This window comes from Mycobacterium shottsii (assembly GCF_010728525.1).
Lineage (GTDB): Bacteria > Actinomycetota > Actinomycetes > Mycobacteriales > Mycobacteriaceae > Mycobacterium > Mycobacterium marinum.
Map to the genome: position 1 here is coordinate 460,785 of NZ_AP022572.1, position 21,893 is coordinate 482,677.

At 65.0% G+C, this 21,893-nt stretch carries 22 protein-coding genes and 1 pseudogene; 10 read left to right on the plus strand and 13 right to left on the minus strand.

From position 1 onward, the window contains the following. Positions 1-13: 13 nt before the first annotated feature. The gene (locus tag G6N41_RS02160; protein ID WP_198966460.1) at positions 14-1,165 is read right to left on the minus strand and encodes a hypothetical protein; all 1,152 of its coding nucleotides are present in this window, start codon (positions 1,163-1,165) and stop codon (positions 14-16) included. Positions 1,166-1,372: 207 nt separating this feature from the next. On the opposite strand from G6N41_RS02160, the pseudogene G6N41_RS27735 reads away from it, so the two are divergent. After that, positions 1,373-2,466 (plus strand): annotated as a pseudogene (locus G6N41_RS27735) (carboxylate-amine ligase); the annotation flags it as partial. Between the two features lie 96 nt (positions 2,467-2,562). Beyond that, positions 2,563-3,981 carry a circularly permuted type 2 ATP-grasp protein gene (locus G6N41_RS27740; RefSeq protein WP_231608967.1) on the plus strand — a complete coding sequence of 473 codons (1,419 nt, stop codon included), beginning with the start codon at positions 2,563-2,565 and terminating at the stop codon, positions 3,979-3,981. Here G6N41_RS27740 and dmpG read toward each other — a convergent pair. Genes dmpG through G6N41_RS02180 form a run of 3 tightly spaced genes read right to left on the minus strand, consistent with a single transcriptional unit; the run spans position 3,968 to position 6,763 of the window. Then, positions 3,968-5,011: a 4-hydroxy-2-oxovalerate aldolase gene (gene dmpG, locus G6N41_RS02170; RefSeq protein WP_012396545.1), complete on the minus strand. Its 1,044-nt coding sequence runs from the start codon at positions 5,009-5,011 to the stop codon at positions 3,968-3,970. The genes G6N41_RS27740 and dmpG overlap by 14 nt on opposite strands. Then, the gene (locus tag G6N41_RS02175) at positions 5,008-5,934 is read right to left on the minus strand and encodes an acetaldehyde dehydrogenase (acetylating) (protein ID WP_198966461.1); all 927 of its coding nucleotides are present in this window, start codon (positions 5,932-5,934) and stop codon (positions 5,008-5,010) included. The genes dmpG and G6N41_RS02175 overlap by 4 nt, the downstream gene beginning before the upstream one ends. A 43-nt stretch (positions 5,935-5,977) precedes the next feature. Next, positions 5,978-6,763: a 2-keto-4-pentenoate hydratase gene (locus tag G6N41_RS02180; RefSeq protein WP_012396547.1), complete on the minus strand. Its 786-nt coding sequence runs from the start codon at positions 6,761-6,763 to the stop codon at positions 5,978-5,980. A gap of 83 nt (positions 6,764-6,846) precedes the next feature. On the opposite strand from G6N41_RS02180, the gene kstD reads away from it, so the two are divergent. Both kstD and G6N41_RS02190 read left to right on the plus strand, forming a co-directional pair. Next, on the plus strand, positions 6,847-8,541 hold the full coding sequence (gene kstD, locus G6N41_RS02185) for a 3-oxosteroid 1-dehydrogenase (protein WP_198966462.1): 1,695 nt from the start codon (positions 6,847-6,849) through the stop codon (positions 8,539-8,541). Between the two features lies 1 nt (position 8,542). Then, entirely contained in the window at positions 8,543-9,412 is an 870-nt protein-coding gene (locus G6N41_RS02190) for a MaoC/PaaZ C-terminal domain-containing protein (protein WP_198966463.1), read from the plus strand. A gap of 87 nt (positions 9,413-9,499) precedes the next feature. Here the strand turns inward: G6N41_RS02190 and G6N41_RS02195 are convergent, their stop codons facing one another. The 7 genes from G6N41_RS02195 to G6N41_RS02225 all read right to left on the minus strand — a co-directional run bounded on the left by G6N41_RS02195 (position 9,500) and on the right by G6N41_RS02225 (position 16,431). Continuing rightward, positions 9,500-10,345 carry a DUF559 domain-containing protein gene (locus tag G6N41_RS02195; RefSeq protein ID WP_198966464.1) on the minus strand — a complete coding sequence of 282 codons (846 nt, stop codon included), beginning with the start codon at positions 10,343-10,345 and terminating at the stop codon, positions 9,500-9,502. Positions 10,346-10,475: 130 nt separating this feature from the next. After that, the gene (locus G6N41_RS02200) at positions 10,476-11,636 is read right to left on the minus strand and encodes a lipid-transfer protein (protein WP_198966465.1); all 1,161 of its coding nucleotides are present in this window, start codon (positions 11,634-11,636) and stop codon (positions 10,476-10,478) included. Continuing rightward, complete coding sequence (locus G6N41_RS02205) at positions 11,636-12,037, minus strand: MaoC family dehydratase (protein WP_015357391.1); 402 nt, start codon at positions 12,035-12,037, stop codon at positions 11,636-11,638. The genes G6N41_RS02200 and G6N41_RS02205 overlap by 1 nt, the downstream gene beginning before the upstream one ends. Beyond that, positions 12,034-12,984, minus strand: coding sequence for a bifunctional MaoC family dehydratase N-terminal/OB-fold nucleic acid binding domain-containing protein (locus tag G6N41_RS02210; RefSeq protein ID WP_198966466.1), 951 nt, complete (start codon positions 12,982-12,984; stop codon positions 12,034-12,036). The genes G6N41_RS02205 and G6N41_RS02210 overlap by 4 nt, the downstream gene beginning before the upstream one ends. Then, the gene (fadE29, locus tag G6N41_RS02215; protein ID WP_198966467.1) at positions 12,981-14,144 is read right to left on the minus strand and encodes an acyl-CoA dehydrogenase FadE29; all 1,164 of its coding nucleotides are present in this window, start codon (positions 14,142-14,144) and stop codon (positions 12,981-12,983) included. The genes G6N41_RS02210 and fadE29 overlap by 4 nt, the downstream gene beginning before the upstream one ends. After that, positions 14,129-15,160 (minus strand): acyl-CoA dehydrogenase family protein, encoded by a 1,032-nt coding sequence (locus tag G6N41_RS02220; protein ID WP_198966468.1) that lies wholly within the window; start codon positions 15,158-15,160, stop codon positions 14,129-14,131. The genes fadE29 and G6N41_RS02220 overlap by 16 nt, the downstream gene beginning before the upstream one ends. 17 nt (positions 15,161-15,177) lie before the next feature. Then, complete coding sequence (locus G6N41_RS02225; protein ID WP_198966469.1) at positions 15,178-16,431, minus strand: cytochrome P450; 1,254 nt, start codon at positions 16,429-16,431, stop codon at positions 15,178-15,180. 170 nt (positions 16,432-16,601) lie between these two features. Between G6N41_RS02225 and G6N41_RS02230 the strand changes: the two genes are divergently transcribed. The 3 genes from G6N41_RS02230 to G6N41_RS02240 all read left to right on the plus strand — a co-directional run bounded on the left by G6N41_RS02230 (position 16,602) and on the right by G6N41_RS02240 (position 18,690). Continuing rightward, the gene (locus tag G6N41_RS02230) at positions 16,602-17,777 is read left to right on the plus strand and encodes a steroid 3-ketoacyl-CoA thiolase (RefSeq protein WP_198966470.1); all 1,176 of its coding nucleotides are present in this window, start codon (positions 16,602-16,604) and stop codon (positions 17,775-17,777) included. A gap of 7 nt (positions 17,778-17,784) precedes the next feature. After that, entirely contained in the window at positions 17,785-18,171 is a 387-nt protein-coding gene (locus tag G6N41_RS02235) for a hypothetical protein (RefSeq protein ID WP_198966471.1), read from the plus strand. Positions 18,172-18,234: 63 nt separating this feature from the next. Further along, positions 18,235-18,690 (plus strand): nitroreductase family deazaflavin-dependent oxidoreductase, encoded by a 456-nt coding sequence (locus G6N41_RS02240; protein ID WP_198966472.1) that lies wholly within the window; start codon positions 18,235-18,237, stop codon positions 18,688-18,690. Between the two features lie 45 nt (positions 18,691-18,735). Here the strand turns inward: G6N41_RS02240 and G6N41_RS02245 are convergent, their stop codons facing one another. Both G6N41_RS02245 and G6N41_RS02250 read right to left on the minus strand, forming a co-directional pair. Further along, positions 18,736-19,641 (minus strand): SDR family oxidoreductase, encoded by a 906-nt coding sequence (locus G6N41_RS02245; RefSeq protein ID WP_198966473.1) that lies wholly within the window; start codon positions 19,639-19,641, stop codon positions 18,736-18,738. A gap of 20 nt (positions 19,642-19,661) precedes the next feature. After that, positions 19,662-20,441, minus strand: a complete 780-nt coding sequence (locus tag G6N41_RS02250) for an SDR family oxidoreductase (RefSeq protein WP_198967683.1) — start codon at positions 20,439-20,441, stop codon at positions 19,662-19,664. A gap of 142 nt (positions 20,442-20,583) precedes the next feature. Here G6N41_RS02250 and G6N41_RS27745 point away from each other — a divergent pair, with 142 nt between their 5' ends. From G6N41_RS27745 to G6N41_RS27755, 3 genes are all read left to right on the plus strand, one after another. Then, entirely contained in the window at positions 20,584-20,799 is a 216-nt protein-coding gene (locus tag G6N41_RS27745; protein ID WP_198968062.1) for a hypothetical protein, read from the plus strand. 72 nt (positions 20,800-20,871) lie between these two features. Further along, a complete protein-coding gene (locus G6N41_RS27750) occupies positions 20,872-21,153 on the plus strand; it encodes a hypothetical protein (RefSeq protein WP_198965176.1) in 282 nt (93 codons plus the stop codon). Then, positions 21,129-21,872, plus strand: coding sequence for a hypothetical protein (locus tag G6N41_RS27755; RefSeq protein WP_231608787.1), 744 nt, complete (start codon positions 21,129-21,131; stop codon positions 21,870-21,872). The genes G6N41_RS27750 and G6N41_RS27755 overlap by 25 nt, the downstream gene beginning before the upstream one ends. Positions 21,873-21,893: the final 21 nt, after the last annotated feature.

Consider the following 21,893-nt stretch of genomic DNA (forward strand, 5'->3'; position numbering starts at 1 on the left):
CACCGTTTCCTTCTCAACCCAGCATCCTGGCTGCAATTTGTTTTTGGCGCAGCGCAATTCGCGCGCGCCAGTCTTCGTCGGAAATCTTGTTGTGCTCCAGATACGGCAGCGCGGAACCGACCGCGTCGAAGTCCACCAACTCCACACTCGGCCCGTCGGCGTCAGTGAGCTGCCGCGACACCCGCTGCCAACGGAACTGCAGGAACCCGCGCCGGTGACCGAGGGTTTCCACCCAGTTGGTTACGCCGGGATTGCGGTCGGCCACCACAATGCGAACCTTGCCGTCCGGATCCGCCTGGGCTTGAGAGTTGTTCAGGGAGGTCTGATGGTTGATGTAGTCCAACGAGATGTACCACATGCTGCCGAGCTGAAAGCCCAGATAGGGGGCGTCACTAACCGGCACCGTGATCACCAGCGCCTGGTCGGGGCGAAGGTCGAAGTGTCCGGCCGAGGAATACTGCGTAGCCAGCCCCCCAGGGGTCAACCGGGGCGCCACCATGGTGTTGACCGGGATGTTGAGATAAAACCACTGCGGAAACTGCAACCACGTCTTCACCCGGTCCACCAGCTGCTTTCCCGCGACGGTGTAGCGCTTTTGCATGGTCTCCCGGGTCAGCGGGGGCGGCGCGGTGCCGGCGGTATCCAGCCTGGAAATGGCTAGAGTGCCGCGCTGCGCGGACCAGTCCGCATAGACCTCCCGGATCACCAGTTGCCCGTTGCTGGTCGGCCGGAGCTGCCATTGAAAGCTGCCGTCCGACGCGATTTCGAGTTCACGGTCGTCGAAAGCGGCCTGACTGACCGGCACGTTGTTGTCGGTGTACTCACCCCCGAGCAGCTGGAAACTCAGGTCGGTGGTGGTGCCCCGGTTGCCGATGACGACGTAGTCACGGTCGGCATGCACCCGCGTGCCGAAGTAGAGGGTGTCGGGGTTATCGAGGCCCATCTTGGTGAACGGACCGGTACCCGACTGCAGGAAGGGGTGATCACGCTCGTAGTCGAAGGCCAAATGCAGGCAGCCAGCGATGCAGCCGGCCAGATATTGCAGTCCTTCGAGCAGGTCGGCTTCGGTTTCGATGTGTGGTGCCGCCGTGACCAACTTCTCGGCTTCGGCAATCGCCTCGGTCAGCGGTTCCGAGACAGGTTGCGAGACGGGATGCGAGGACACGACTTCGACGCTAGAACGTGTTCCTATTTTGAGTCAATGGCGAACATTTTGCGGCGTAGCGGCGCTGCCCACCAACGAAGCCAGATGACCTCACCGACCATCGATTTTCGGGCTCGGTCGCCGCCTCCAGCGCGTCGCGCCTGGCGGCAACAACATCGGAAGCTCTGTTTAACACACCCGCAATTGACCACTGCGTACCGTGGCTGCATGCGCCGCGACCCGCCGCGAACGATGGGCGTCGAGGAGGAGTTTCACCTTGTCGACCTGAGGTCCAGGCGCCTGACGACACGCGCCCCGAACCTGCTCGCGAAGCTTCCGGAAGACTACGTCGCCGAACTTCAAAGCTGCGTCGTCGAGACCAACAGCGGCATCGTCGACAGCCTGGACGCGCTGCGCGCCGACCTGCTTCGGCACCGGCGGTTGTTGGTGGACGCGGCCGACGAAATCGGCGTGGGCGTGGTGGCCGCCGGCGCCGTGCCACTGTCGGTACCCGCCGAGCTTCAGATCACCCAGACTCCCCGCTACCTGCATATGCTCGCCGACTACCAGCTACTCGCCCGCGAACAGCTGATCTGCGCCACCCATGTGCACGTCGGCATCGATGACCGCGACGAAGCGATCGCCATCGCCAACCGCCTGCTCCCCTGTCTGCCGACGCTGCTGGCCTTGTCGGCCAGCTCGCCGTTCTGGGCCGACGGGTCGGACACCGGCTATGCCAGCATGCGCACGCTGGTATGGCGACGATGGCCGACGACCGGCCTGGCCGCCCCGGTGCAGTCGGCAACCGAGTACGACGCGCTGGTCAAGGCATTGATCGCCAGCCAGGTGATCACCGACTACGGCATGATCTACTTCGATCTCCGGCCGTCCAGCCACGCGCCCACGCTAGAACTGCGAGTGTGCGACAGCTGCCCGTCGGTGGACACCATCGTGCTGGTCGCCGGACTGTACCGGGCCGCCGTCGCGCGGGAGGCCGAAGCGATCCGCGCCGGCACCCCGCGCCGGCGTTTCCCTCGACGGTGGGCAGCGCGGCGCTCTGGCGTGCTGCCCGCTCGGGGCTCGAGGGCGACCTCGTCGACCTCACCGGGCCCGTCCCGGCGAGCCGACCGGCCGGGGACGTGGTCAACGATCTGGTGTCCTCGCTGCGACCGCAGCTCGAAGACAGCGGCGACTGGGAGATGATCGGCGAACTGACCCGCCAGACCCTGCTCTCCGGTACGTCCTCGGCTCGGCAGCGGCGGGCGCTGCGCCGCCGCGCCCGCCTCACCGACGTCGTAGATCAGCTCATCGCCGAGACCGCTGGGCGCGTCAAGCCCACCACCGCGGCGATATCGCACGATGGTGGCCTGCTCGCGGCATATCAGCCCACCGGCGAGGTCGGCAAACCCGCCGACGACATGTTCGCCAGCTACGACGAAGCCGTCGATGCCGACGGGCGGGCACGCCCGAACTACAAGACGGCACTGAAGACGATAGAGGGCCTCGGCGTCGATGTGTTGCGCGCCCGCGACCGCGACATCGAGCAGGAACGCCGTGCCGGCAACGTCACGTTCCGGGCCGCCGGGCACAGCCGTGTGCAGGTGAACCCGCTTGATCTGGTGCCGCGAATCGTGACCGCCGACGAGTGGGCGCAGCTGTCCCAGGGCCTCGCGCAACGAGCCAGGGCGCTGGACGCCTTCCTACGAGACGTCTACTCCGAGCAGGCGATCCTGGCGGACGGCGTGCTCAGCGCGCAGGTTCTCGACCGCTCGCCCGGTTTCCGTTCGACCGGCCGACTGGCCGGCGACGGCGTGCGTGCGCACATCAGCGGCATCGACCTGGTGTGCGACCGCGCGGGTAACTGGATGGTGCTGGAAGACAACCTGCGCATCCCGTCCGGTGTGGCGTGCGCGATCGTCAACCGCCGGCTGCTTGGCAAGTACCTGCCCGAGCTGCCACCGCCGGGCGGGGTCGCCGATCTGGACCGGGTCGCGCACCTGCTGCTGGAGACGCTGCGGGCGGCGGCCCCACCGCACGCTCCCGATCAGCCGACGGTCACCCTGTTGTCGGCCGGCCGCGACGACCCGGGCTGGTTCGAACACGGATTCCTCGCCGAGGAGATGGGCGTTGCACTGGTCGCGCCATCGGACCTGTCGGTGCGCGATCGCAGGGTGTTCCGCCACGGCGGTTCCGGCGGTTCTCCGGTCGACGTCATCTATTCGCGGATGTACGAGGACATGCTGCTTTCATCGACCGGCCACGATGGCGCGCCGCTGCGGTCCGGACTGCTCGAGGCGCTGGACGCCGGCAACCTCACCATCGTCAACGCGCTGGGTAACGGCGTCGCCGAGGACAAGGCGGTCTACGCGTTCGTCCCCGCCATGATCGAGTACTACCTCGGGGAGAAGCCGGCGCTGGCGCAGGCGCCGACGTGGGTCTGTGCCGAACGCGAGCAGCGCGATTACGTGCTGGGTCATCTGGGCGAGCTGGTGGTCAAGCCGACCGACGGGCTCAGCGGCAGCGGCGTGCTGATCGGCCCGGAGGCCACCGACGCCGCGATCGAGGCGCGCCGGCGCGAGCTGCTCATCCAACCGGAGCAGTTCGTCGCCCAGCAGCTGGTGGCACTCTCAACGCACCCAACCTTCGATGACGATGGGCTCTACCCGCACCACGTCGACCTGCGCGCGTTCGTCCACCTACGACAGACACCCCGCGGCCCGGTGACGGCGAAAGTCCTGCCCGCCGCCCTGACCCGAGTGGCCAGCCGAGGGTCGCGGATAGCGAACTCGTCGTCGGGCGCCGGCAGCAAGGACACCTGGATTTTCACCGACGGCTAGCGACCTGGCCGCTTTCCTGCTCGCGCTTGATTTCCAGTGCGATGTCGATGAGCTGATCTTCCTGGCCACCGATGAGCTTGCGCTGACCGGCCCGGTGCAACAGCTGATGCGCGGGAACACCGTAGCGCTCGGATTGGCGAACGGCGTGCTTGAGGAAGCTGGAATACACCCCGGAGTAGCCCATGATCAGCGCATTGCGGTCGAGCAGGCATTCGGCGGGCATGGCCGGGCGCACCACGTCTTCGGCGGCGTCGGCGATGTCGAAGAAGTCGATACCGGTCTTGACGCCGATCTTGTCGAACACCCCGATCAGGGCTTCGACCGGCGCATTGCCCGCGCCCGCGCCGAACCGGCGCACGCTGCCGTCGATCTGCTTGGCACCGGCACGCACCGCCTCTACCGAGTTGGCCACCCCCAGGCCGAGGTTCTCATGCCCGTGAAAGCCCACCTGGGCGTCCTCGCCGAGTTCGGCGACCAGCGCGGCAACCCGGTCGGCGACGCCGTCGAGCACCAGGGCGCCGGCGGAGTCGACGACATAGACGCACTGGCAGCCCGCGTCGGCCATGATGCGGGCCTGGGCGGCCAGTTTCTCGGGCGCAATCGTGTGGGCCATCATCAAGAACCCGACGGTTTCCAGGCCCAGCTCGCGGGCCAGCCCGAAATGCTGGATCGAGACGTCGGCCTCGGTGCAGTGGGTGGCAATCCGGCAGATGGATCCACCGTTGTCTTGCGCTTCTTTGATGTCTTCTTTGGTGCCGACCCCGGGCAGCATCAAAAACGCGATCTTGGCTTCCTTGGCCGTCTGGGCGGCCAGCTTGATCAGTTCCTGCTCGGGGGTTTTGGAGAAGCCGTAGTTGAAGCTCGACCCGCCCAGCCCGTCGCCGTGGGTCACCTCGATCACCGGCACCCCGGCGGCATCCAGGGCCGCCACGATGGCGCCGACCTCCTCCTTAATGAACTGGTGGCGTTTGTGGTGCGACCCGTCGCGCAACGACGTGTCGGTGATGCGCACATCCCAGATCCCGGTCATCGCTTTCCTCCTGACACGGCAAGCGTCTCCTTGGCGATCTCCTCGCCGACCTTGGTCGCCGCCGCGGTCATGATGTCCAGATTGCCCGCGTAGGGCGGCAGATAATCGCCAGCGCCTTCGACCTCGACGAACGTGGTCACCACCGCCTGGCCACCGGAGTTGATCGACGGCTCGTCGAACTGCGGCTCGTTGAGCAACCGGTACCCGGGCACATAGGTCTGCGCCTGGGCCACGATCTCATGAATCGAGGCCGCGATCGCGTCGCGGTCGGCGTCTTCGGGGATGGCGCAAAAGATCGTGTCCCGCATGATCATCGGCGGATCGGCCGGGTTCAAAATGATGATCGCCTTACCGCGCCGGGCGCCGCCGATCGTCTCGACACCTTTGCTGGTGGTCTTGGTGAACTCGTCGATGTTGGCCCGGGTCCCGGGCCCTGCCGAGACCGAGGCCACCGACGCCACGATCTCGGCGTAGGGAACCCCGCCCAGATCGGCAACCGCTCGCGACACCGCGTACACGATCGGAATGGTCGCCTGTCCCCCGCAGGTGATCATGTTGACGTTGGGGGCATCCAGGTGCTCGCGCAGGTTGGCCGGCGGAACCACCGCGGGACCCACCGCCGCCGGCGTCAAGTCAATCGCCCGGATTCCGGCGGCCGCATACTTCGGCGCCGCCGCCTTGTGCACATAGGCACTGGTCGCCTCGAACACCAGATCGGGCTTGTCCGACTGGGCCAACAACCAATCCACGCCCTCGTGGATGGTCTCCAGACCCAACTTGCGGGCCCGCGCCAAACCCTCACTCTGCGGGTCGATCCCCACCATCCAGCGCGGTTCCAGCCAGTCGGATCGCAGCAGTTTGTAGAGCAGGTCGGTGCTGATATTTCCGGACCCAACAATGGCCACACTTGCCTTCGACGGCATGTTGCTCCTTTTACCGCTCTCGATGTTCGAAACTAGTTCGGCACTATTGGAACGACAAGCGAACCGAACCCAGGCCCGTGAAATCGGCAACGAACTCGTCACCGGCGTTCGCGTCGACGGCGAACGTGCACGACCCCGGCAGCACGATGTCGCCCTTGCGTAACCGCACGCCAAACCCCTCGACCTTGCGGGCCAACCACGCCACCGCGGTGGCCGGGTTGCCCAGCACCGCGTCGCTGCGCCCCTCGGCGGCCAGCTCGCCGTTGCGAGTCAGGACCGCGTCGATCGCCTTCACGTCCACCTCCGCCGGGGACACCCGCGCCGCACCCAGCACGAAGCCCGCGGCCGATGCGTTGTCAGCGATGGTGTCGCAGATCTTGATCTGCCAATCCTTGATCCTGGTGTCGATCAACTCGATCGAGGGAACCAGGGCCTCGGTGGCCGCCAACACGTCGTCCTCGGTGCAGTCGGCGCCCGGCAGGTCGGCGGCCAGGATGAAGCCGACCTCGACCTCCACCCGGGGATACAGGTAGTTCGCCGTCCGCACCGGGGCGTCCTCGAACACCCGCATGTTGTCGAGCAGGTGCCCGTAGTCAGGCTCGTCGACACCCATCATCTGCTGCATCACCGGCGAGGACAGGCCGACCTTGTGGCCCACCACTCGGCCTCCTTCGGCGACCCGCCGACGAATGTTGATCAGCTGGATCTGGTAGGCGTCGACCACGTCGATATCCGGGTAGGACGGCGTCAACGGGGTTATCGGCTGACGGCTCCGTTCGGCTTGCGCCAAGTCGGCGGCAATCTTGTCCCGGGTCGAATCAGCCAGCATCTCCCGAAGTCCCCTCGTCTTTCTGGCATCGAGATGACCGGGCCAGTAGCGCCCGACCCTGGCAATTCTATAACGTGTTCTACATGACATCACAGGACTACGACGTCGTCGTGGTCGGAAGCGGCGGCGCCGGCATGGTGGCTGCCCTTGCCGCCGCACACAAGGGCCTCTCGACAGTAGTCATCGAGAAGGCCCCGCACTACGGTGGCTCGACCGCACGCTCGGGCGGCGGGGTATGGATTCCCAACAACCAGATCCTCAAACGCGCCCGCGTCTCGGACACGACCGAGGCGGCACGCACCTATCTGCACGGCATCATCGGCGACTCATCGGTCAGCGGGGTCGAACCGGAGCGCATCGACACCTATCTCGAGCGTGGGCCCGAGATGTTGTCCTTTGTGCTCGAGCACACGCCATTGAAAATGTGCTGGGTGCCCGGCTATTCCGACTACTACCCCGAAGCACCGGGCGGACGCTCCGGCGGCCGCTCCATCGAGCCGAAGCCCTTCGATGCCCGCAAGCTGGGCGCCGACATGGCCGAGCTAGAGCCGGCATACGGCAAGATTCCACTCAATGTGGTTGTGATGCAACAGGACTACGTGCGCCTCAACCAGCTCAAGCGTCACCCCCGGGGGGTGCTGCGCAGCATGAAGGTGGGTGCCCGCACGATGTGGGCCAAGGCAACCGGCAAGAACCTGGTCGGCATGGGACGGGCGCTGATCGGGCCGCTGCGCATCGGGCTGCAGCGCAAAGGCGTTCCGGTGCAGCTGAACACCGCACTCACCGACCTCTACCTCGAAGACGGCGTGGTGCGCGGGATCTACGTCCGCAGTACAGACGCGCAGGAATCGGAGGAGCCGCAACTGATTCGGGCCCGCAAGGGGGTCATCCTGGCTTGCGGCGGCTTTGACCACAACGAGCAGATGCGGGTGAAGTACCAACGTGCGCCGATCACCACAGACTGGACCGTGGGCGCCAAGGCCAATACCGGCGATGGCATCGTCGCCGCCGAAAAGCAGGGCGCCGCACTGGACCTGATGGAAGACGCCTGGTGGGGGCCAACGGTGCCGCTGGTCGGCAGACCGTGGTTCGCGCTGTCTGAGCGCAATTCTCCGGGCTCGATCATCGTCAACATGTCAGGACAGCGATTCATGAATGAGTCGATGCCCTATGTGGAGGCCTGCCACCACATGTACGGCGGCCAGTACGGTCAAGGCCCGGGACCCGGTGAGAACATTCCCGCCTGGCTGGTATTCGATCAGCGTTACCGCGACCGCTACATCTTCGCGGGACTGCAACCCGGACAACCTATTCCACGCAAGTGGCTGGATTCCGGGGTGATCGTCATGGCCGACACACTTGAAGAGCTGGCCGCCAAGGCGGGACTTCCGGTCGATGAGCTCACCTCGACCGTGTCGCGTTTCAACGGCTTTGCGCGCTCCGGGGTCGACGAGGACTACCACCGTGGCGAGAGCGCCTACGACAGGTACTACGGCGACCCGACCAACAAGCCCAATCCGAACCTGGGCGAGATCAACCACGCCCCGTACTACGCCGCCAAGATGGTGCCCGGCGACCTGGGCACCAAGGGTGGTATCCGCACCGATGTCAGCGGACGCGCGCTGCGCGACGACGGCAGCATCATCGACGGCCTTTACGCCGCCGGCAACGTCAGCGCGCCGGTGATGGGGCATACCTATCCCGGACCGGGCGGCACCATCGGGCCGGCGATGACATTCGGCTACCTGGCCGCGCTACACATTGCGGGAGACCGTTGAGATGCCGATCGACGTAGCCGTCGCGCTGGGTGCTGAGCTTGACCCGATCGAGTTCTCTTGGGCCAGCAGTGATGTGCAGCTCTATCACCTGGGCCTGGGCGCTGGGGCGGATCCGATGGACCGCCGGGAACTGCGTTATCTGGTTGATGACACACCGCAGGTATTGCCGACCTTCGGCAATGTGGCGGCAACATTCCACGCCACCAAGGCGCCAACTGTCCAATTTCCCGGCATCGATATCGAGCTGAGCAAGGTGCTACATGCCAGCGAGCGGGTGCAAGTGCCCGCGCCACTGCCGCCGGCGGGCTCCGCGCGGGCCATCACCCGGTTCACCGATATCTGGGACAAGGGTAAGGCCGCGGTCATCTGGAGCGAGACGACCGTGACCACACTCGACGGTGCGCCACTGTGGACGCAACGGCGATCGATCTATGCCCGCGGCGAAGGGGGATTCGGTGGCGACCGTGGGCCTTCCGGTGGCGGGGCCGCTGATGCGGCACCACAACGGGCGCCCGATCTGGAGCTCGCGATGCCGATTCTGCCGCAGCAGGCCCTGCTGTACCGACTCTGCGGCGATCGCAACCCGTTGCATTCGGATCCCGAATTCGCCGCGGCCGCGGGCTTTCCCAAGCCCATTCTGCATGGGCTGTGCACCTACGGCATGACCTGCAAGGCGATCACCGACGCACTGCTCGACGCGGACGCGACCGCGGTCGCCGGCTACGTTGCCCGCTTTGCGGGTGTGGCCTTCCCCGGCGAGACGCTCACCGTCAACGTCTGGAAGGACAACGAACGCTTCCTGGCTAGCGTTGTCGCGCCCGGGCGCGACAACGCTGTGGTGCTCAGCGGAGTGGAGCTGGTCCCAGTCTAGCCGTCAAGCGGTCTCGCGGTCTCGCGCCCGCCCAGTTCGCAACGCCCGAGTGTCACGCTGGCGTGGCGGTCGCATGCCAGGGCCACGCTAGCGTGACGCTCGGCGCACCAGCGCGGCCCGGACCCGCCGCAGGATGTCCGTGGGCCGATCGCCCGCAAGCACTCGGATGACCGTCCATCCGCGTCGCTCGAGGATCTCCTTTCGCCTTATGTCCCAGCTATATTGCCGCCGGTCGTTGCGGTGCTGTTCACCGTCGTACTCAACGGCGACCATCAGCTCTTCCCATCCCATGTCGAGATAGGCGACAAGCTCACCCCATTCGTCGGCGACGCGGATCTGAGTTTGCGGTCGAGGAAGACCATCGTCGAGCAGCAACAGTCGCAGCCAGGTCTCTTTGGGCGACTGAGCTCCAGGATCCGCCCGCTCGACCGACCTGCGCGCCCGGCGGATCCACCGCCGGGTCGGATAGCGGTGCAGGAGCGTCTCGATCTGGGCCCGTCCCACATCGGCGGCGCGCATCAGGGAATCGATTGCGGCCACAGCTTCGCCCGTCGGGTACCAGCAGCCCAGGTCCAGCGCGGTGCGGGCCGGCGTTGTCACGGGTATGCCGCCGATCTGCATGACTTCGTCAGCGGCGACCCGGTCGCCGCGGGCTCGAATGCCCGGCCTCGGGTTTCGGTTGACGTGCAGAATGTCCAGCGGCACATCGGGATCGACCCATCTGGCTCCGTGCAGCGCGGAGGCCGCCAGTCCGGCGACAATGCCCCGGCGTCGTGACCACAGCCAGCCCGCCCTGGCCCGGGCCTGGGGACTCAGCTCGGCGTCGCAGCGGATATAGACGTCCGGAAACAGCCTGTGGTACCGCGTTCGCAGCGCGCTCTTGCGGACCTCACCGCTGGCGACGGCTTCACTTCCCAGAAACGGCACTGCCATGGCGGCAGCGTTGCACAGACGGCCACAGCCGTCACCTCAGCGCACCTCAACCATCCACAGCGTCACTCTAGAGTGACGTTCGACAGCCCCAGCCACGCTAGCGTGACGCTGGGCGGCCCGGCGTGGCGAACTAACCCAGGATCAGTCCGGACGTGGGTACGCCCGTGCCCGCGGTAACCAGCACATGTTCGACGTCGGGCACCGGGTTCACCGAGGTGCCCCGCAACTGCCGCACGCCCTCGGCGATGCCGTTCATGCCGTGGATATACGCCTCACCCAACTGGCCACCGTGCGTATTGATCGGTAGCCGCCCGCCTAGCTCGATCGCACCGTCGGCGATGAAGTCCTTGGCTTCGCCTTTGCCGCAGAATCCCAACTCCTCCAACTGAATCAGAGTGAAGGGGGTGAAGTGGTCGTAGAGCACCGCGGTCTGGATATCGGTTGGCTTGAGCCCCGACTGCTGCCACAGCTGCTGGCCCACCAAACCCATCTCCGGCAAACCGTCCAGCTCCGGGCGGTAATAGCTGACCATCGTGTACTGGTCCGGGCTGGAACCCTGTGACGCCGCCTCGATGATCGCCGGACGCTGCTGGAGATCCCGCGCGCGCTCGGCCGATGTCACCACGATCGCCACTGCGCCGTCAGTCTCCTGACAACAGTCCAGCAGCCGCAGCGGCTCGGCGATCCACCGCGAATTCTGGTGATCGTCAATGGTTATCGGCTTCTGGTAGAAGTACGCCTTTGGGTTCTTGGCAGCGTGCTTACGGTCGGCCACCGACACCGCCCCGAAATCGCGGCTGCCAGCGCCGGAGAGGTGCATGTAGCGCTTGGCGATCATCGCGACCTGCGCGGCCGGCGTCGAAAGACCGTGTGGATAGGAGAAGGAATTGTCCACACCCGTCGAGTCGGCGTTCTCCGTCAACCGCGTCTGCACCTGGCCGAAACGCATGCCGGATCGTTCGTTGAAAGCCCGGTACGCCACCACAACGTCGGCTATCCCAGTGGCCACCGCCATCGCCGCATGCTGCACGGTCGCGCACGCCGCGCCGCCGCCATAGTGGATCTTGGAGAAGAACTTCAGCTCGCCGATCCCGGCCGCGCGCGCCACCGCGATCTCGGTGTTCGTGTCCATGGTGAAGGTGGTCAGCCCGTCGACATCGGCCGGACTCAGCCCGGCATCGTCGAGAGCATCCCGTAACGCCTCGGCCGCCAGCCTCAGCTCACTACGACCGGAGTTCTTGGAAAAGTCCGTGGCGCCGATACCAACGATGGCGGCCTTGCCCGACAGCATCAGGCACCCCCGACCGTCAACGTCACTGTCGCGATCACATGGTTGCCAAGGCTGTTGCTACCCACAACCTTTACCGTTATCAGGCCGTCCTCGATCGCGGTCACCTCGCCGGAGAAGGTCACCGTGTCGTAGGCATACCACGGCACCCCCAACCGCAGTCCGATCGACTTGATCAACGCCGAGGGGCCCGCCCAGTCGGTCACATAGCGCTGCACCAAGCCGGTGTCGGTGAGGATGTTGACGAAGATATCCTTCGATCCCTTTGCCTGCGCCTTGTCACGATCGTGATGCACATCCTGAAAGTCCCTGGTGGCCAGGGCCGTCGAGACGATGAAGGTGGGATCGCCGTGGAGTTTGAGCTCCGGCAGCTTGGTACCGACATCCATTGTTGGGGCGCTCATGCGTCAGGCTCCCATGCGTAGAGGGTCCATTCCGGTCCGCTGGCACCAGCGGGGAAATCGATGTAGACGGTGCGAACCGGCATTCCGATCTCGACCTGCTCGGGCTCGACGTTGCGCAGCTCGCCCAACATGTGCACGCCCTCGTCGAGCTCAACCAAAGCGATCACGAAAGGCAGCGTGCGGCCTGGGACCTTCGGAGCGTGATGCACCACGAAACTGAACACCGTGCCCGTTCCGGTGGACACCACATAGTCGATGGGCTCGGCCTTGTCCTGCCATACCGCCGGCACCGGCGGATGCTGCAGGCTGCCGTCCGGACGCCGTTGGATCCGCAGCTCGTGGACTTTCACCCCTTCCCAGAAGAACGCGGTGTCACGCGACGACGACGGACGCATCATCGCATCGGGGTCCAGATCGTCGGGAACGTTGGTCGGCGCCGACTCGGTGCGGGGCTTGAATTTGAGAATGCGCCAGTTCATTTCAGCGACGTCTTCGTCACCAACGTGCCAGATGATGTGCTGGTTGATGAACCAGCCCTCACCCAGCGCGGTCTGTTTGGGGCCGACTACGTCACCCAATTCGGCGCTGATGCTGACCAACTCGCCAGGTTGCAGATAGCGGTGGTAGGTCTGCTCACAGTTGGTGGCGACCACCCCGATGTAGCCGGCGTCGTCGAACAGCTTGATGATCGGCGGCAATGGATCATCGTCGGCACGAACTCCGCCGAGTCCCATCATCGTCCACACCTGGATCATCGCCGGCGGCGCCACAATTCCCGGGTGCCCGACCGCGCGGGCAGCGGCATCATCGGCATATATGGGGTTTTGGTCGCCGATGGCCTCGACCCAGTTGTTGATCATCGGCTGGTTCACCGGATCCCGGCCCGCCCGCGGTTTACTGGGCCCCGCCGCCTTGACCTGCGCGACGATCTCGTGAATGTCGCTCATCGCGGCACCCGGGGCACTTTGAGGCCGGCGGCCGCGATCATCTCCCGCATGACTTCGTTAACCCCTCCACCGAAGGTGATGACCAGATTGCGTTTGGTCTGCGCGTCCAGCCACTCGAGCAGCTCGGCGGTATCAGACTCGGCAGGGTTGCCGTACTTGCCGACGATTTCTTCGGCGAGCCGGCCAACTCGCTGAACACGCTCGGTGCCAAACACTTTCGTTGCCGCAGCATCAGCGACGTTGATGTTCTCACCCGCGGCGGCCACCTGCCAATTGAGCAGCTCGTTGATCCGCCAGGTCGCGTGGATCTCACCGAGAGCCCGCCTGACGTCGTCGTGGTCGATCGGCGTGACACCGTCCCCACCCGGTTTGGCCGCCCAGGCCCGCACCCTGTCATAGATGCTGGCGAATCGGCCGGCCGGGCCCAGCATCACCCGCTCGTTGTTGAGTTGCGTGGTGATCAGGCGCCAGCCGCCGTTGGGTTCGCCGACCAACATGTCTGCCGGCACGCGCACGTCGTTGTAGTACGTGGCGTTGGTGTGGTGTGCGCCGTCGGACAGGATGATCGGTGTCCACAAGTAGCCGGGATCCTTGGTGTCGACGATCAGAATCGAGATGCCTTTGTGTTTCACCGCTTCCGGATCGGTGCGGCAGGCGAGCCAGATGTAGTCGGCATCGTGGGCGCCGGTGGTGAAGATCTTCTGGCCGTTGACGATGTACTCGTCACCCTGACGTACCGCCGTGGTTCGCAGGGATGCCAGGTCGGTGCCGGCTTCCGGCTCGGTGTAGCCGATCGCGAAGTGCACCTCACCCGCCAGGATGGCCGACAGGAATTTCTTTTTCTGCGCGTCGCTGCCGTACGCCTGCAGGGTGGGTCCCACCGTCTGCAGCGTCACCGCGGGCAGCGGCACGTCGGCCCGGTGGGCTTCGTTGACGAAGATCTGTTGCTCGATGGGACCAAACCCAAGGCCACCAAATTCTTTTGGCCACCCGACTCCGAGCTTGCCGTCTTTGCCCATTCGGCGGATCACCGCGCGGTAGGCCGCGTTGTGCCGGTCCTTCTCCATCGCCTTCATCTCATCGGAGGAGATCAGGTTGGAAAAGTATTGTCGTAGTTCGGCTTGCAGCTGACGCTGTTCGGGGGTCAGGTCGATGAACATTGCGCTCCCACCAAGTCTAGACGATGAGCGGGCCCGCCCAGGAGCCGGGATAGGTCTTTGATCGTGGAGTAGTACCGGTGCATCGGATAGGTGACGTCCATCCCCATCCCGCCATGCAAGTGGTGGCAGATCTGCATGACCGGCGGCGCCTGCGAGGTCACCCAGTACCCGAGGACATCGAGGTCATCGCCGGTCTGCGGATCGTTTTCCCGCCCTGCGGCCAGTCGCCAGATCACCGATTTCGCCGCCAAATCGATGGTGCGCGAAGCGATGTATACCTCAGCAAGCTGCGCGGCAACCGTCTGGAATGTCGATAACGGCTTGCCGAACTGCTTGCGGTTGGCCACATAGTCAGCGGTCAGGCGCAGCGCTCCCGCCACCAGCCCGTCGGCGTAGGCGCCCAGCATCGCCAACGCCAACTGATTGACCCTGGGCGCGGTAGCGCCGGCCAGGACGTCGGATTCGGATACCACCACGTCATGAAACGACACCGTGTATTCGACGGATCCGTTCGATGTCGGCGTAGCGACCAGCTGCACCCCATCGGCTTTCGGTGATACCACCACGACCGCACCGTCAGCGGTCACGATCAGCCAGTCGGCCTGGCCGGCGTAGGCGACGCCGAGTTTGGTCCCGGACAGCCGCCCATTGGCGAACCTGGTCGCGGGCCAGTCGGGTAACGCGACCCCGGGCTCGTTGAGCGCGGCGCTCAACACCGCGCCCTTGGCGACACCGGCCAGGAACCGATCCTGCTGAGCCTCGGAAGCCAGGTCGAGCAGCGGCACCACGCCCAGGCCCAGGGTTGCCAGCGCGGGCGTGACGGCGCCGTGGCGTCCCACCTCGGCGAGCACCGTGGAGACCTCCAGCAGGCCTACCCCATCGCCACCGAGGCGTTCGGGCACGGCAAGCGCCGTCACACCCCCGTCGACCAGCGCAGTCCAGGTCAGGTCACGCGCCAGCACCGACGTAACGACGTCGGCCACGGCTTGTTGTTCTGCGGTGGGCTCGAAGTCCATCGTTGGTATCAACTCCGTCAATGTGAAACCGGGCACTTGCCGGTGTAGTCAACCTGCCAATGCTTGATTCCGTTGAGCCAGCCCGACCGTAGCCGCTCCGGCGCCGAGATCGGCTTCAGGTCCGGCATGTGATCGGCGACGGCGTTGAAGATCCGGTTGATGGTCATCCGAGCCAAGTTAGCGCCGATGCAGTAGTGCGCACCCGTACCGCCGAATCCGACGTGTGGGTTCGGGTTGCGCAGGATGTTGAAGCTGAACGGGTCTTCGAACACCTCTTCATCGAAGTTGGCCGAACGGTAGAACATCAGCACCCGCTGGCCCTTCTTGATCTGCACGCCACTGAGCTCGTAGTCCTCCAGCGCGGTGCGCTGGAACGAGGTCACCGGAGTCGCCCATCGCACGATCTCGTCGGCCGCGGTCTCCGGACGCTCCCGCTTGTAGAGCTCCCACTGCTCGGGGTTGTCGGCGAACGCCATCATCCCCTGGGTAATCGAGTTGCGGGTGGTCTCGTTGCCGGCAACGGCCAGCATCACCACGAAGAACCCGAACTCATCGTCGGAAAGCTTTTCACCGTCGATGTCGGCCTGGATCAGCTGAGTCACGATGTCGTCGCCGGGGTTCTTGGCCTTTTCTTCGGCCATCTTCATCGCGTAGCCGATCAACTCCACCGAGGAGGCCTTCGCGTCGATATGCGCGAACTCGGGGTCCTCGGTGCCGGTCATTTCGTTGGACCAGTCGAACAGCTTGCCGCGATCTTCCTGTGGAATGCCGAGCAAGCCCGCGATCGCCTGCAGGGGCAGCTCACACGACACCTGCTCGACAAAGTCGCCCGACCCCGCGGCCGCCGCCGCCTTCGCGATGTTCTGGGCGCGGTCGTTGAGCTCGTCGTGCAGACGTCCGATCGCCCGGGGGGTGAAACCACGCGAGATGATCTTGCGCAGCCGGGTGTGGTGCGGCGCATCCATGTTCAGCATGACGAAGCGCTGGACGTCGATGTCCTCACGCGCGATGTCGTTCTTGAACCTGGGGATCACCCCGTTTTCGTAGCTCGAGAACACATCGCTGCGCCGAGACACTTCCTTGACGTCCTTGAGCTTGGTAATCGCCCAGAAGCCGCCGTCGTGGAAACCGCCACCCTGGCCAGGAAGTTGTTCGTCCCACCAGATGCGCTCAGCGGATCGCAGCTCGGCAAACTCTTCGACCGGCAACCGCTCGGCATAAATGTCGGGGTCGGTGAAGTCGAACCCAGGCGGAAGGTTGGGGCAAGGCACGCTAGTTCTCCTTAGTGACGAATCCCTCTTGCGGGGCGTGTCTGGCGATCCCAGGACACTAGTTGTCCTAGTGATGCTCTATTGCCAGTAAAACATGGCTTCACCGCTGACAAAAGGCAGCGAACCATCGTCGCTTGTCAGAGTAATGAAACGTGTTCTAGCCTGACCACATGGGTAACCCGGTAATCGTAGAGGCGACGCGCAGTCCGATCGGCAAGCGCAACGGATGGCTGTCAGGCCTGCACGCGACCGAGTTGTTGGGGGCGGTTCAGAAGGCATTGGTGCACAAGGCCGGGCTCTCGTCGGGTCTACAACCCGGAGATGTCGAACAGGTCATCGGCGGTTGCGTGACGCAGTTCGGGGAGCAGTCCAACAACATCAGCCGAGTGGCGTGGCTGACCGCCGGCCTTCCCGATCATGTCGGCGCCACCACTGTCGACTGCCAGTGCGGCAGCGGTCAGCAAGCCAACCATTTGATCGCCGGCCTGATCGCGATCGGGGCCATCGACATCGGCATTGCCTGCGGGATCGAGGCGATGAGCCGGGTGGGCCTGGGCGCCAACGCCGGGCCGGACCGCTCCGCAATCCGGGCCAAGTCCTGGGACATCGACATGCCGAACCAGTTCGAAGCCGCCGAGCGCATCGCCAAGCGCCGCGGGATCACCCGCCAAGACATCGACGCGTTCGGACTCGAATCCCAGTTGCGCGCCAAGCGCGCCTGGGACGAACACCGCTTTGATCGCGAAATCTCACCGATCGAGGCCCCAGTGCTCGATGAGCAGAAGCAGCCCACCAGCGAGCTGCACATGGTCTCTCGGGACCAGGGTCTGCGCGACACCACCATGGCGGGCTTGAGTGAGCTCAAGCCGGTAATGGAGGGCGGCATTCACACCGCGGGCACGTCATCGCAGATTTCGGACGGCGCGGCCGCCGTGTTGTGGATGGACGAGGAAAGGGCCAGGGCACTCGGTTTGCGCCCACGCGCCCGCATCGTCAGCCAGGCGCTCGTGGGCGCCGAGCCGTACTACCACCTGGACGGGCCGGTGCAGTCGACGGCAAAGGTGCTCGAGAAGGCCGGGATGAAGATGGGCGACATCGACATCGTGGAGATCAACGAGGCTTTCGCATCGGTGGTGCTGTCCTGGGCGCGGGTTCACGAACCCGACATGGCCATGGTCAACGTCAACGGCGGCGCGATCGCCCTGGGCCACCCGGTGGGATGCACCGGCAGCCGGTTGATCACCACCGCACTGCACGAGCTGGAACGCACCGACCAGAGCACCGCGCTGATCACCATGTGCGCGGGCGGGGCCCTGTCCACCGGCACCATTCTCGAGCAAATCTAGCCGTTCGGTGCGTGTCTCCGACGAGCGTCGCATCGAGGCCGCGCAGGCCTACATCGACGCGCTGGTCACCCATGACGCCGCGGTGGTGCCGTTCGCGGCCGGCTGCACCCGGATCGAACAAGGCATTCGAAACGGGTTCTCCGGCAATCACCTGCGGCGCAGCCTCAATCGTGGACCGCAGTACCGGGTGATTGCCGATACGACGCCGCCGGACTACCGCATCGTCGGCGATCGGGTGCATGCGGAGTACGACGTGTTGACCAAGGCCGCTTTCGGGAGCCGCCGTATCGCCTCACGGGTCGTCGAGACCTTCGTGATTCCCGCCGACAGTCCCAGCGGTAAAGCCGAGATTGAGCACATCAACGTCCGTTTCCGCCCATTCATTCAGCGATAGCGTGAGGGCACCGGCCGCCGAATGACCCGCGTCGTCAGCCACTAGCGACCTTAGGATGTTGTCATGCCGAAATCACCTCCGCGGTTTCTGAATTCGCCCTTCACCGACTTCTTCATCAAGTGGATATCGCGCATCAACACCTTCATGTACCGCCGCAACGGCGGTGAGGGCCTGGGCGGCACCTTCCAGAAGATTCCCGTCGCGCTACTGACCACTACCGGCCGCAAGACCGGCGAGCCGCGGGTTAGCCCGCTGTATTTTCACCGCGACGGCGATCGGGTGATTGTCGCTGCGTCCAAAGGTGGTTCGGCAAAAAACCCGATGTGGTACCTCAACCTCAAGGCCAACCCCAAGGTGGGGGTGCAGATCAAAAAGGAAGTGCTCGACCTGACCGCGCGAGACGCCACCGACGAGGAGCGCGCCCGGTACTGGCCGAAGTTGGTGGACATGTATCCCTCCTATGAGGACTACCAGTCCTGGACCGACCGGACGATTCCGATCGTCGTCTGCGAGCCCTAGCCCGAGAAGAACGCCCGACGCTTGAATCGGTGTGGCCGGCGATGACTAGGCGCCGTACACCGGAACCGATGGCCTTGACTTGGCCAGCAGGTCGGCCACCACAAGGCGCAGCTCGGCGGGATCCCACTTGGCACCTTTGTCGACCTCGGGTCCGTGCGCCCAGCCTTCGGCTACCCGGATCACGCCGCCCTCGACCTCGAAGACCTTCCCCGTCACGGCACCGGCTTCGGCGCTGGCCAGCCATACCACCAGCGGGGAGACGTTCTCCGGAGCCATCGCGTCAAAACCCTCGTCGGGTTTGGCCATCATCTCCGCAAAGACCGTTTCGGTCATGCGGGTGCGGGCCGCGGGCGCGATCGCGTTGACGGTGACCCCGTAGCGCCCCATCTCGGCCGCGCCGACGAGCGTCAACGCCGCGATACCGGCCTTGGCGGCGCTGTAGTTGGCCTGCCCGACACTGCCTTGTAGTCCCGCACCGGAACTGGTGTTGATGATCCGTGCGTAAACGGCCTTGCCCGCTTTGGAAAGCCCGCGCCAATACGACGCCGCATGTCGCATGGTGGCAAAGTGGCCCTTGAGGTGCACGGCGATGACGGCGTCGAATTCTTCCTCGCTGGTGTTGGCCATCATCCTGTCGCGCACGATGCCGGCGTTGTTGACCAGAACGTCCAGGCCACCGAACGTATCGACGGCGGTCGAAATCAGGTCGGCCGCCTGCTGCCAGTTCGATACGTCAGATCCATTCGCGACGGCTTCGCCACCGGCTGCAGTGATCTCGTCGACCACACCGTGAGCCGCGCTGCCGCCACCGGCGGGCGAACCGTCCAGGCCCACCCCGATGTCGTTGACCACCACACGCGCACCTTCGGCCGCGAAAGCGAGCGCGTGTGCGCGCCCAATCCCGCCACCCGCTCCGGTGACGATGACGACCCGTCCGTCGAGCAGGCCCATACTCGTTGCTCCTCTTCTCGTTATTTGTTGGCGCTGGATGCAGCCAGATACGGCGGCGGCTCGCCGCCACCGTGCACCTCGAGCGTGGCGCCACTGATATAGGAAGCCAGATCGGAAGCCAGAAACGCTGCGGCCCAGCCGATGTCCGCCGGTTGCGCCAGCCGCCCCAACGGGACGGTGGCGGCCACCCGGGCGATCGATTCGGCGTCGCCGTAGAACAATTCCGACTGCTCTGTCGCCACCATGCCGACCACCAGCGCGTTCACCCGGATCTTGGGCGCCCATTCGACCGCCAGCGTGCTGGTGAGGTTCTCAAAGCCGGCCTTGGCCGCGCCGTAGGCGGCCGTGCCCGGCGTCGGACGACGCCCGCTGACGCTGCAGACGTTGACGATCGACCCGCCAGTTGGCTGTTCTTGCATGAGCCCATAGGCATGCTGCGAAACCAATAGCGGCGCAAGCAGATTGAGTTCGACTATTTTGCTGTGGAACCTGGGGGTGGCCTCGGCCGCCAACGCGTAGGGCGACCCTCCCGCGTTGTTGACCAGCACATCGAGCCGTCCGTGCAGTTCGGCGATGGACCCCATCAGCCGCTTGACCGAATCTTCGTCGCGGATATCGCAACAGTGAAACTCATGAGGCGAGTTCTCGACAGCCCGGCGCGCACAGGTGATCACCGTCGCGCCCTGCTCCGCAAAGACCGAGCTGATACCGGCGCCTACGCCGCGCACGCCGCCGGTTACCAGAACTACCCGGCCGACCAGTCCGAGGTTGATGGCTTTGGCTGCTGCGGAGCGGGTCACTGCGCAAGCGTACCAAGCAAGTGCTTGCTTAGGTACCCAACGGCAAGCATCACGAAAAATGCCCGTGAAGCGTCCTCGGTGCATCACGTAAAAATGCCCGCGAAACGGTCGATCCTCGGCAGGCATGGGAAGTGGGCTGTCGATGTCGTCTCGGGCCGAGATCACCGCGAAGTTCGCCAGGGCGTATGTGGGGGCGCCGAAGGCGGACAAGGGGCAGATTCTGGATCAGGTGGTGGCGGTCACCGGCTGGTCGCGTGACAACGCCCGGCGGCGGTTGAGGGCGGCGGCCGCGCCGCCGGGAGCGGGTCGGCAGGTCGCCAAACGGACTCGCCGGCAACGCAATCCGAAGTACTCCTAGGATGCGCTCAAGGTGTTGCAGAAGGTGTGGGCGGCCTCAGGCGGGCAGTGCGGCCGGTACCTGGCCGCTTCCATGGCACTTCAGTTGGATGCTCTAGAACGCCACGGCGAACTGGTGGACGGCCGTGACCGTTACGGCCCGGCGGTGCGTGCCGAGCTGTTGGCGATGAGCAGCGCCACGATCGACCGCTACCTGCGCGGCGCCAAGGCCCGCGACCAGATCTCGGGTGTGTCGACGACGAAACCCTCCCGCTGCTGCGGTCCTCGATCACCATCTGCAAAGCAGGCGATGAGGCCGAAGAATCTCCGGGGTTCTTCGAAGGCGACACCGTGGCGCACTGCGGCCCGACACTGAAAGGTGAGTTCGCCCGCACGGTCAACCTCACCGACATGCACATCGGCTGGGTGTTCACCCGCACGGTGCGCAACAACGCCCACCCCCACATCCTGGGCGCCCTCAAAACCGGAATTACTAAAATCCCCTATAAGGTAACGGGTTTGGACTTCGACAACGGCACCGAATTCCTCAATAAGGCGGTCATCAAGTGGGCCGCGGACATGGAGATCTTCTTCACCCGCTCACGACCCTACAAGAAGAACGACCAGGCCACCATCGAGTCCAAAAACAACCACCTCGTGCGTCGCTACGGGTTCTACTACCGCTACGACACCGACGAAGAACGCGCCGTGCTCAACCGGCTGTGGCACCTGGTCAACGACCGGCTCAACTACCTGACCCCCACCATCAAACCCATCAGCTACGGCTGCAGCCGCGACGGTCACCGCCGCCGGCTCTACGACAAGCCCCAGACCCCTGGACCGGCTGCTGGCCGCCGGAGTCCTCTCAGCGGCCCAACAAACAGAGCTGCTCACCTACCGCAACAGCCTCAACCCCGCCGCGATCGCCCACCAGATCGCCGACCTGCAAGCCGCCCTGCTCAGACTCGCCAAAGACAAGACCGAACAGCTCTACCTCGCCGCCATACCCGCCGCTCTACCCGCCCTCAAAGCCGGCATCCGCATCAAAAGCAAGACCACCACCTGACCCCGATTTCGCGGGCATTCCTTACCTGATGCATGAACCAGGTTTCGCAG

What these genes read in the sequence shown, in the direction of transcription:
- G6N41_RS02205 (WP_015357391.1), bottom strand. Translation starts at nt 12,037, where the DNA reads ATGAGCGCCCCAACAATGGATGTCGGTACCAAGCTGCCGGAGCTCAAA.
- G6N41_RS02190 (WP_198966463.1), top strand. Translation starts at nt 8,543, where the DNA reads ATGCCGATCGACGTAGCCGTCGCGCTGGGTGCTGAGCTTGACCCGATC.
- dmpG (WP_012396545.1), bottom strand. Translation starts at nt 5,011, where the DNA reads ATGACCGGGATCTGGGATGTGCGCATCACCGACACGTCGTTGCGCGAC.
- G6N41_RS27750 (WP_198965176.1), top strand. Translation starts at nt 20,872, where the DNA reads ATGGCACTTCAGTTGGATGCTCTAGAACGCCACGGCGAACTGGTGGAC.
- G6N41_RS02195 (WP_198966464.1), bottom strand. Translation starts at nt 10,345, where the DNA reads ATGGCAGTGCCGTTTCTGGGAAGTGAAGCCGTCGCCAGCGGTGAGGTC.
- kstD (WP_198966462.1), top strand. Translation starts at nt 6,847, where the DNA reads ATGACATCACAGGACTACGACGTCGTCGTGGTCGGAAGCGGCGGCGCC.
- G6N41_RS02230 (WP_198966470.1), top strand. Translation starts at nt 16,602, where the DNA reads ATGGGTAACCCGGTAATCGTAGAGGCGACGCGCAGTCCGATCGGCAAG.
- G6N41_RS27745 (WP_198968062.1), top strand. Translation starts at nt 20,584, where the DNA reads ATGTCGTCTCGGGCCGAGATCACCGCGAAGTTCGCCAGGGCGTATGTG.
- G6N41_RS02200 (WP_198966465.1), bottom strand. Translation starts at nt 11,636, where the DNA reads ATGCTGTCGGGCAAGGCCGCCATCGTTGGTATCGGCGCCACGGACTTT.
- G6N41_RS02180 (WP_012396547.1), bottom strand. Translation starts at nt 6,763, where the DNA reads ATGCTGGCTGATTCGACCCGGGACAAGATTGCCGCCGACTTGGCGCAA.
- G6N41_RS02210 (WP_198966466.1), bottom strand. Translation starts at nt 12,984, where the DNA reads ATGAGCGACATTCACGAGATCGTCGCGCAGGTCAAGGCGGCGGGGCCC.
- G6N41_RS02245 (WP_198966473.1), bottom strand. Translation starts at nt 19,641, where the DNA reads ATGGGCCTGCTCGACGGACGGGTCGTCATCGTCACCGGAGCGGGTGGC.
- G6N41_RS02175 (WP_198966461.1), bottom strand. Translation starts at nt 5,934, where the DNA reads ATGCCGTCGAAGGCAAGTGTGGCCATTGTTGGGTCCGGAAATATCAGC.
- G6N41_RS27740 (WP_231608967.1), top strand. Translation starts at nt 2,563, where the DNA reads ATGTTCGCCAGCTACGACGAAGCCGTCGATGCCGACGGGCGGGCACGC.
- G6N41_RS02220 (WP_198966468.1), bottom strand. Translation starts at nt 15,160, where the DNA reads ATGGACTTCGAGCCCACCGCAGAACAACAAGCCGTGGCCGACGTCGTT.
- fadE29 (WP_198966467.1), bottom strand. Translation starts at nt 14,144, where the DNA reads ATGTTCATCGACCTGACCCCCGAACAGCGTCAGCTGCAAGCCGAACTA.
- G6N41_RS02240 (WP_198966472.1), top strand. Translation starts at nt 18,235, where the DNA reads ATGCCGAAATCACCTCCGCGGTTTCTGAATTCGCCCTTCACCGACTTC.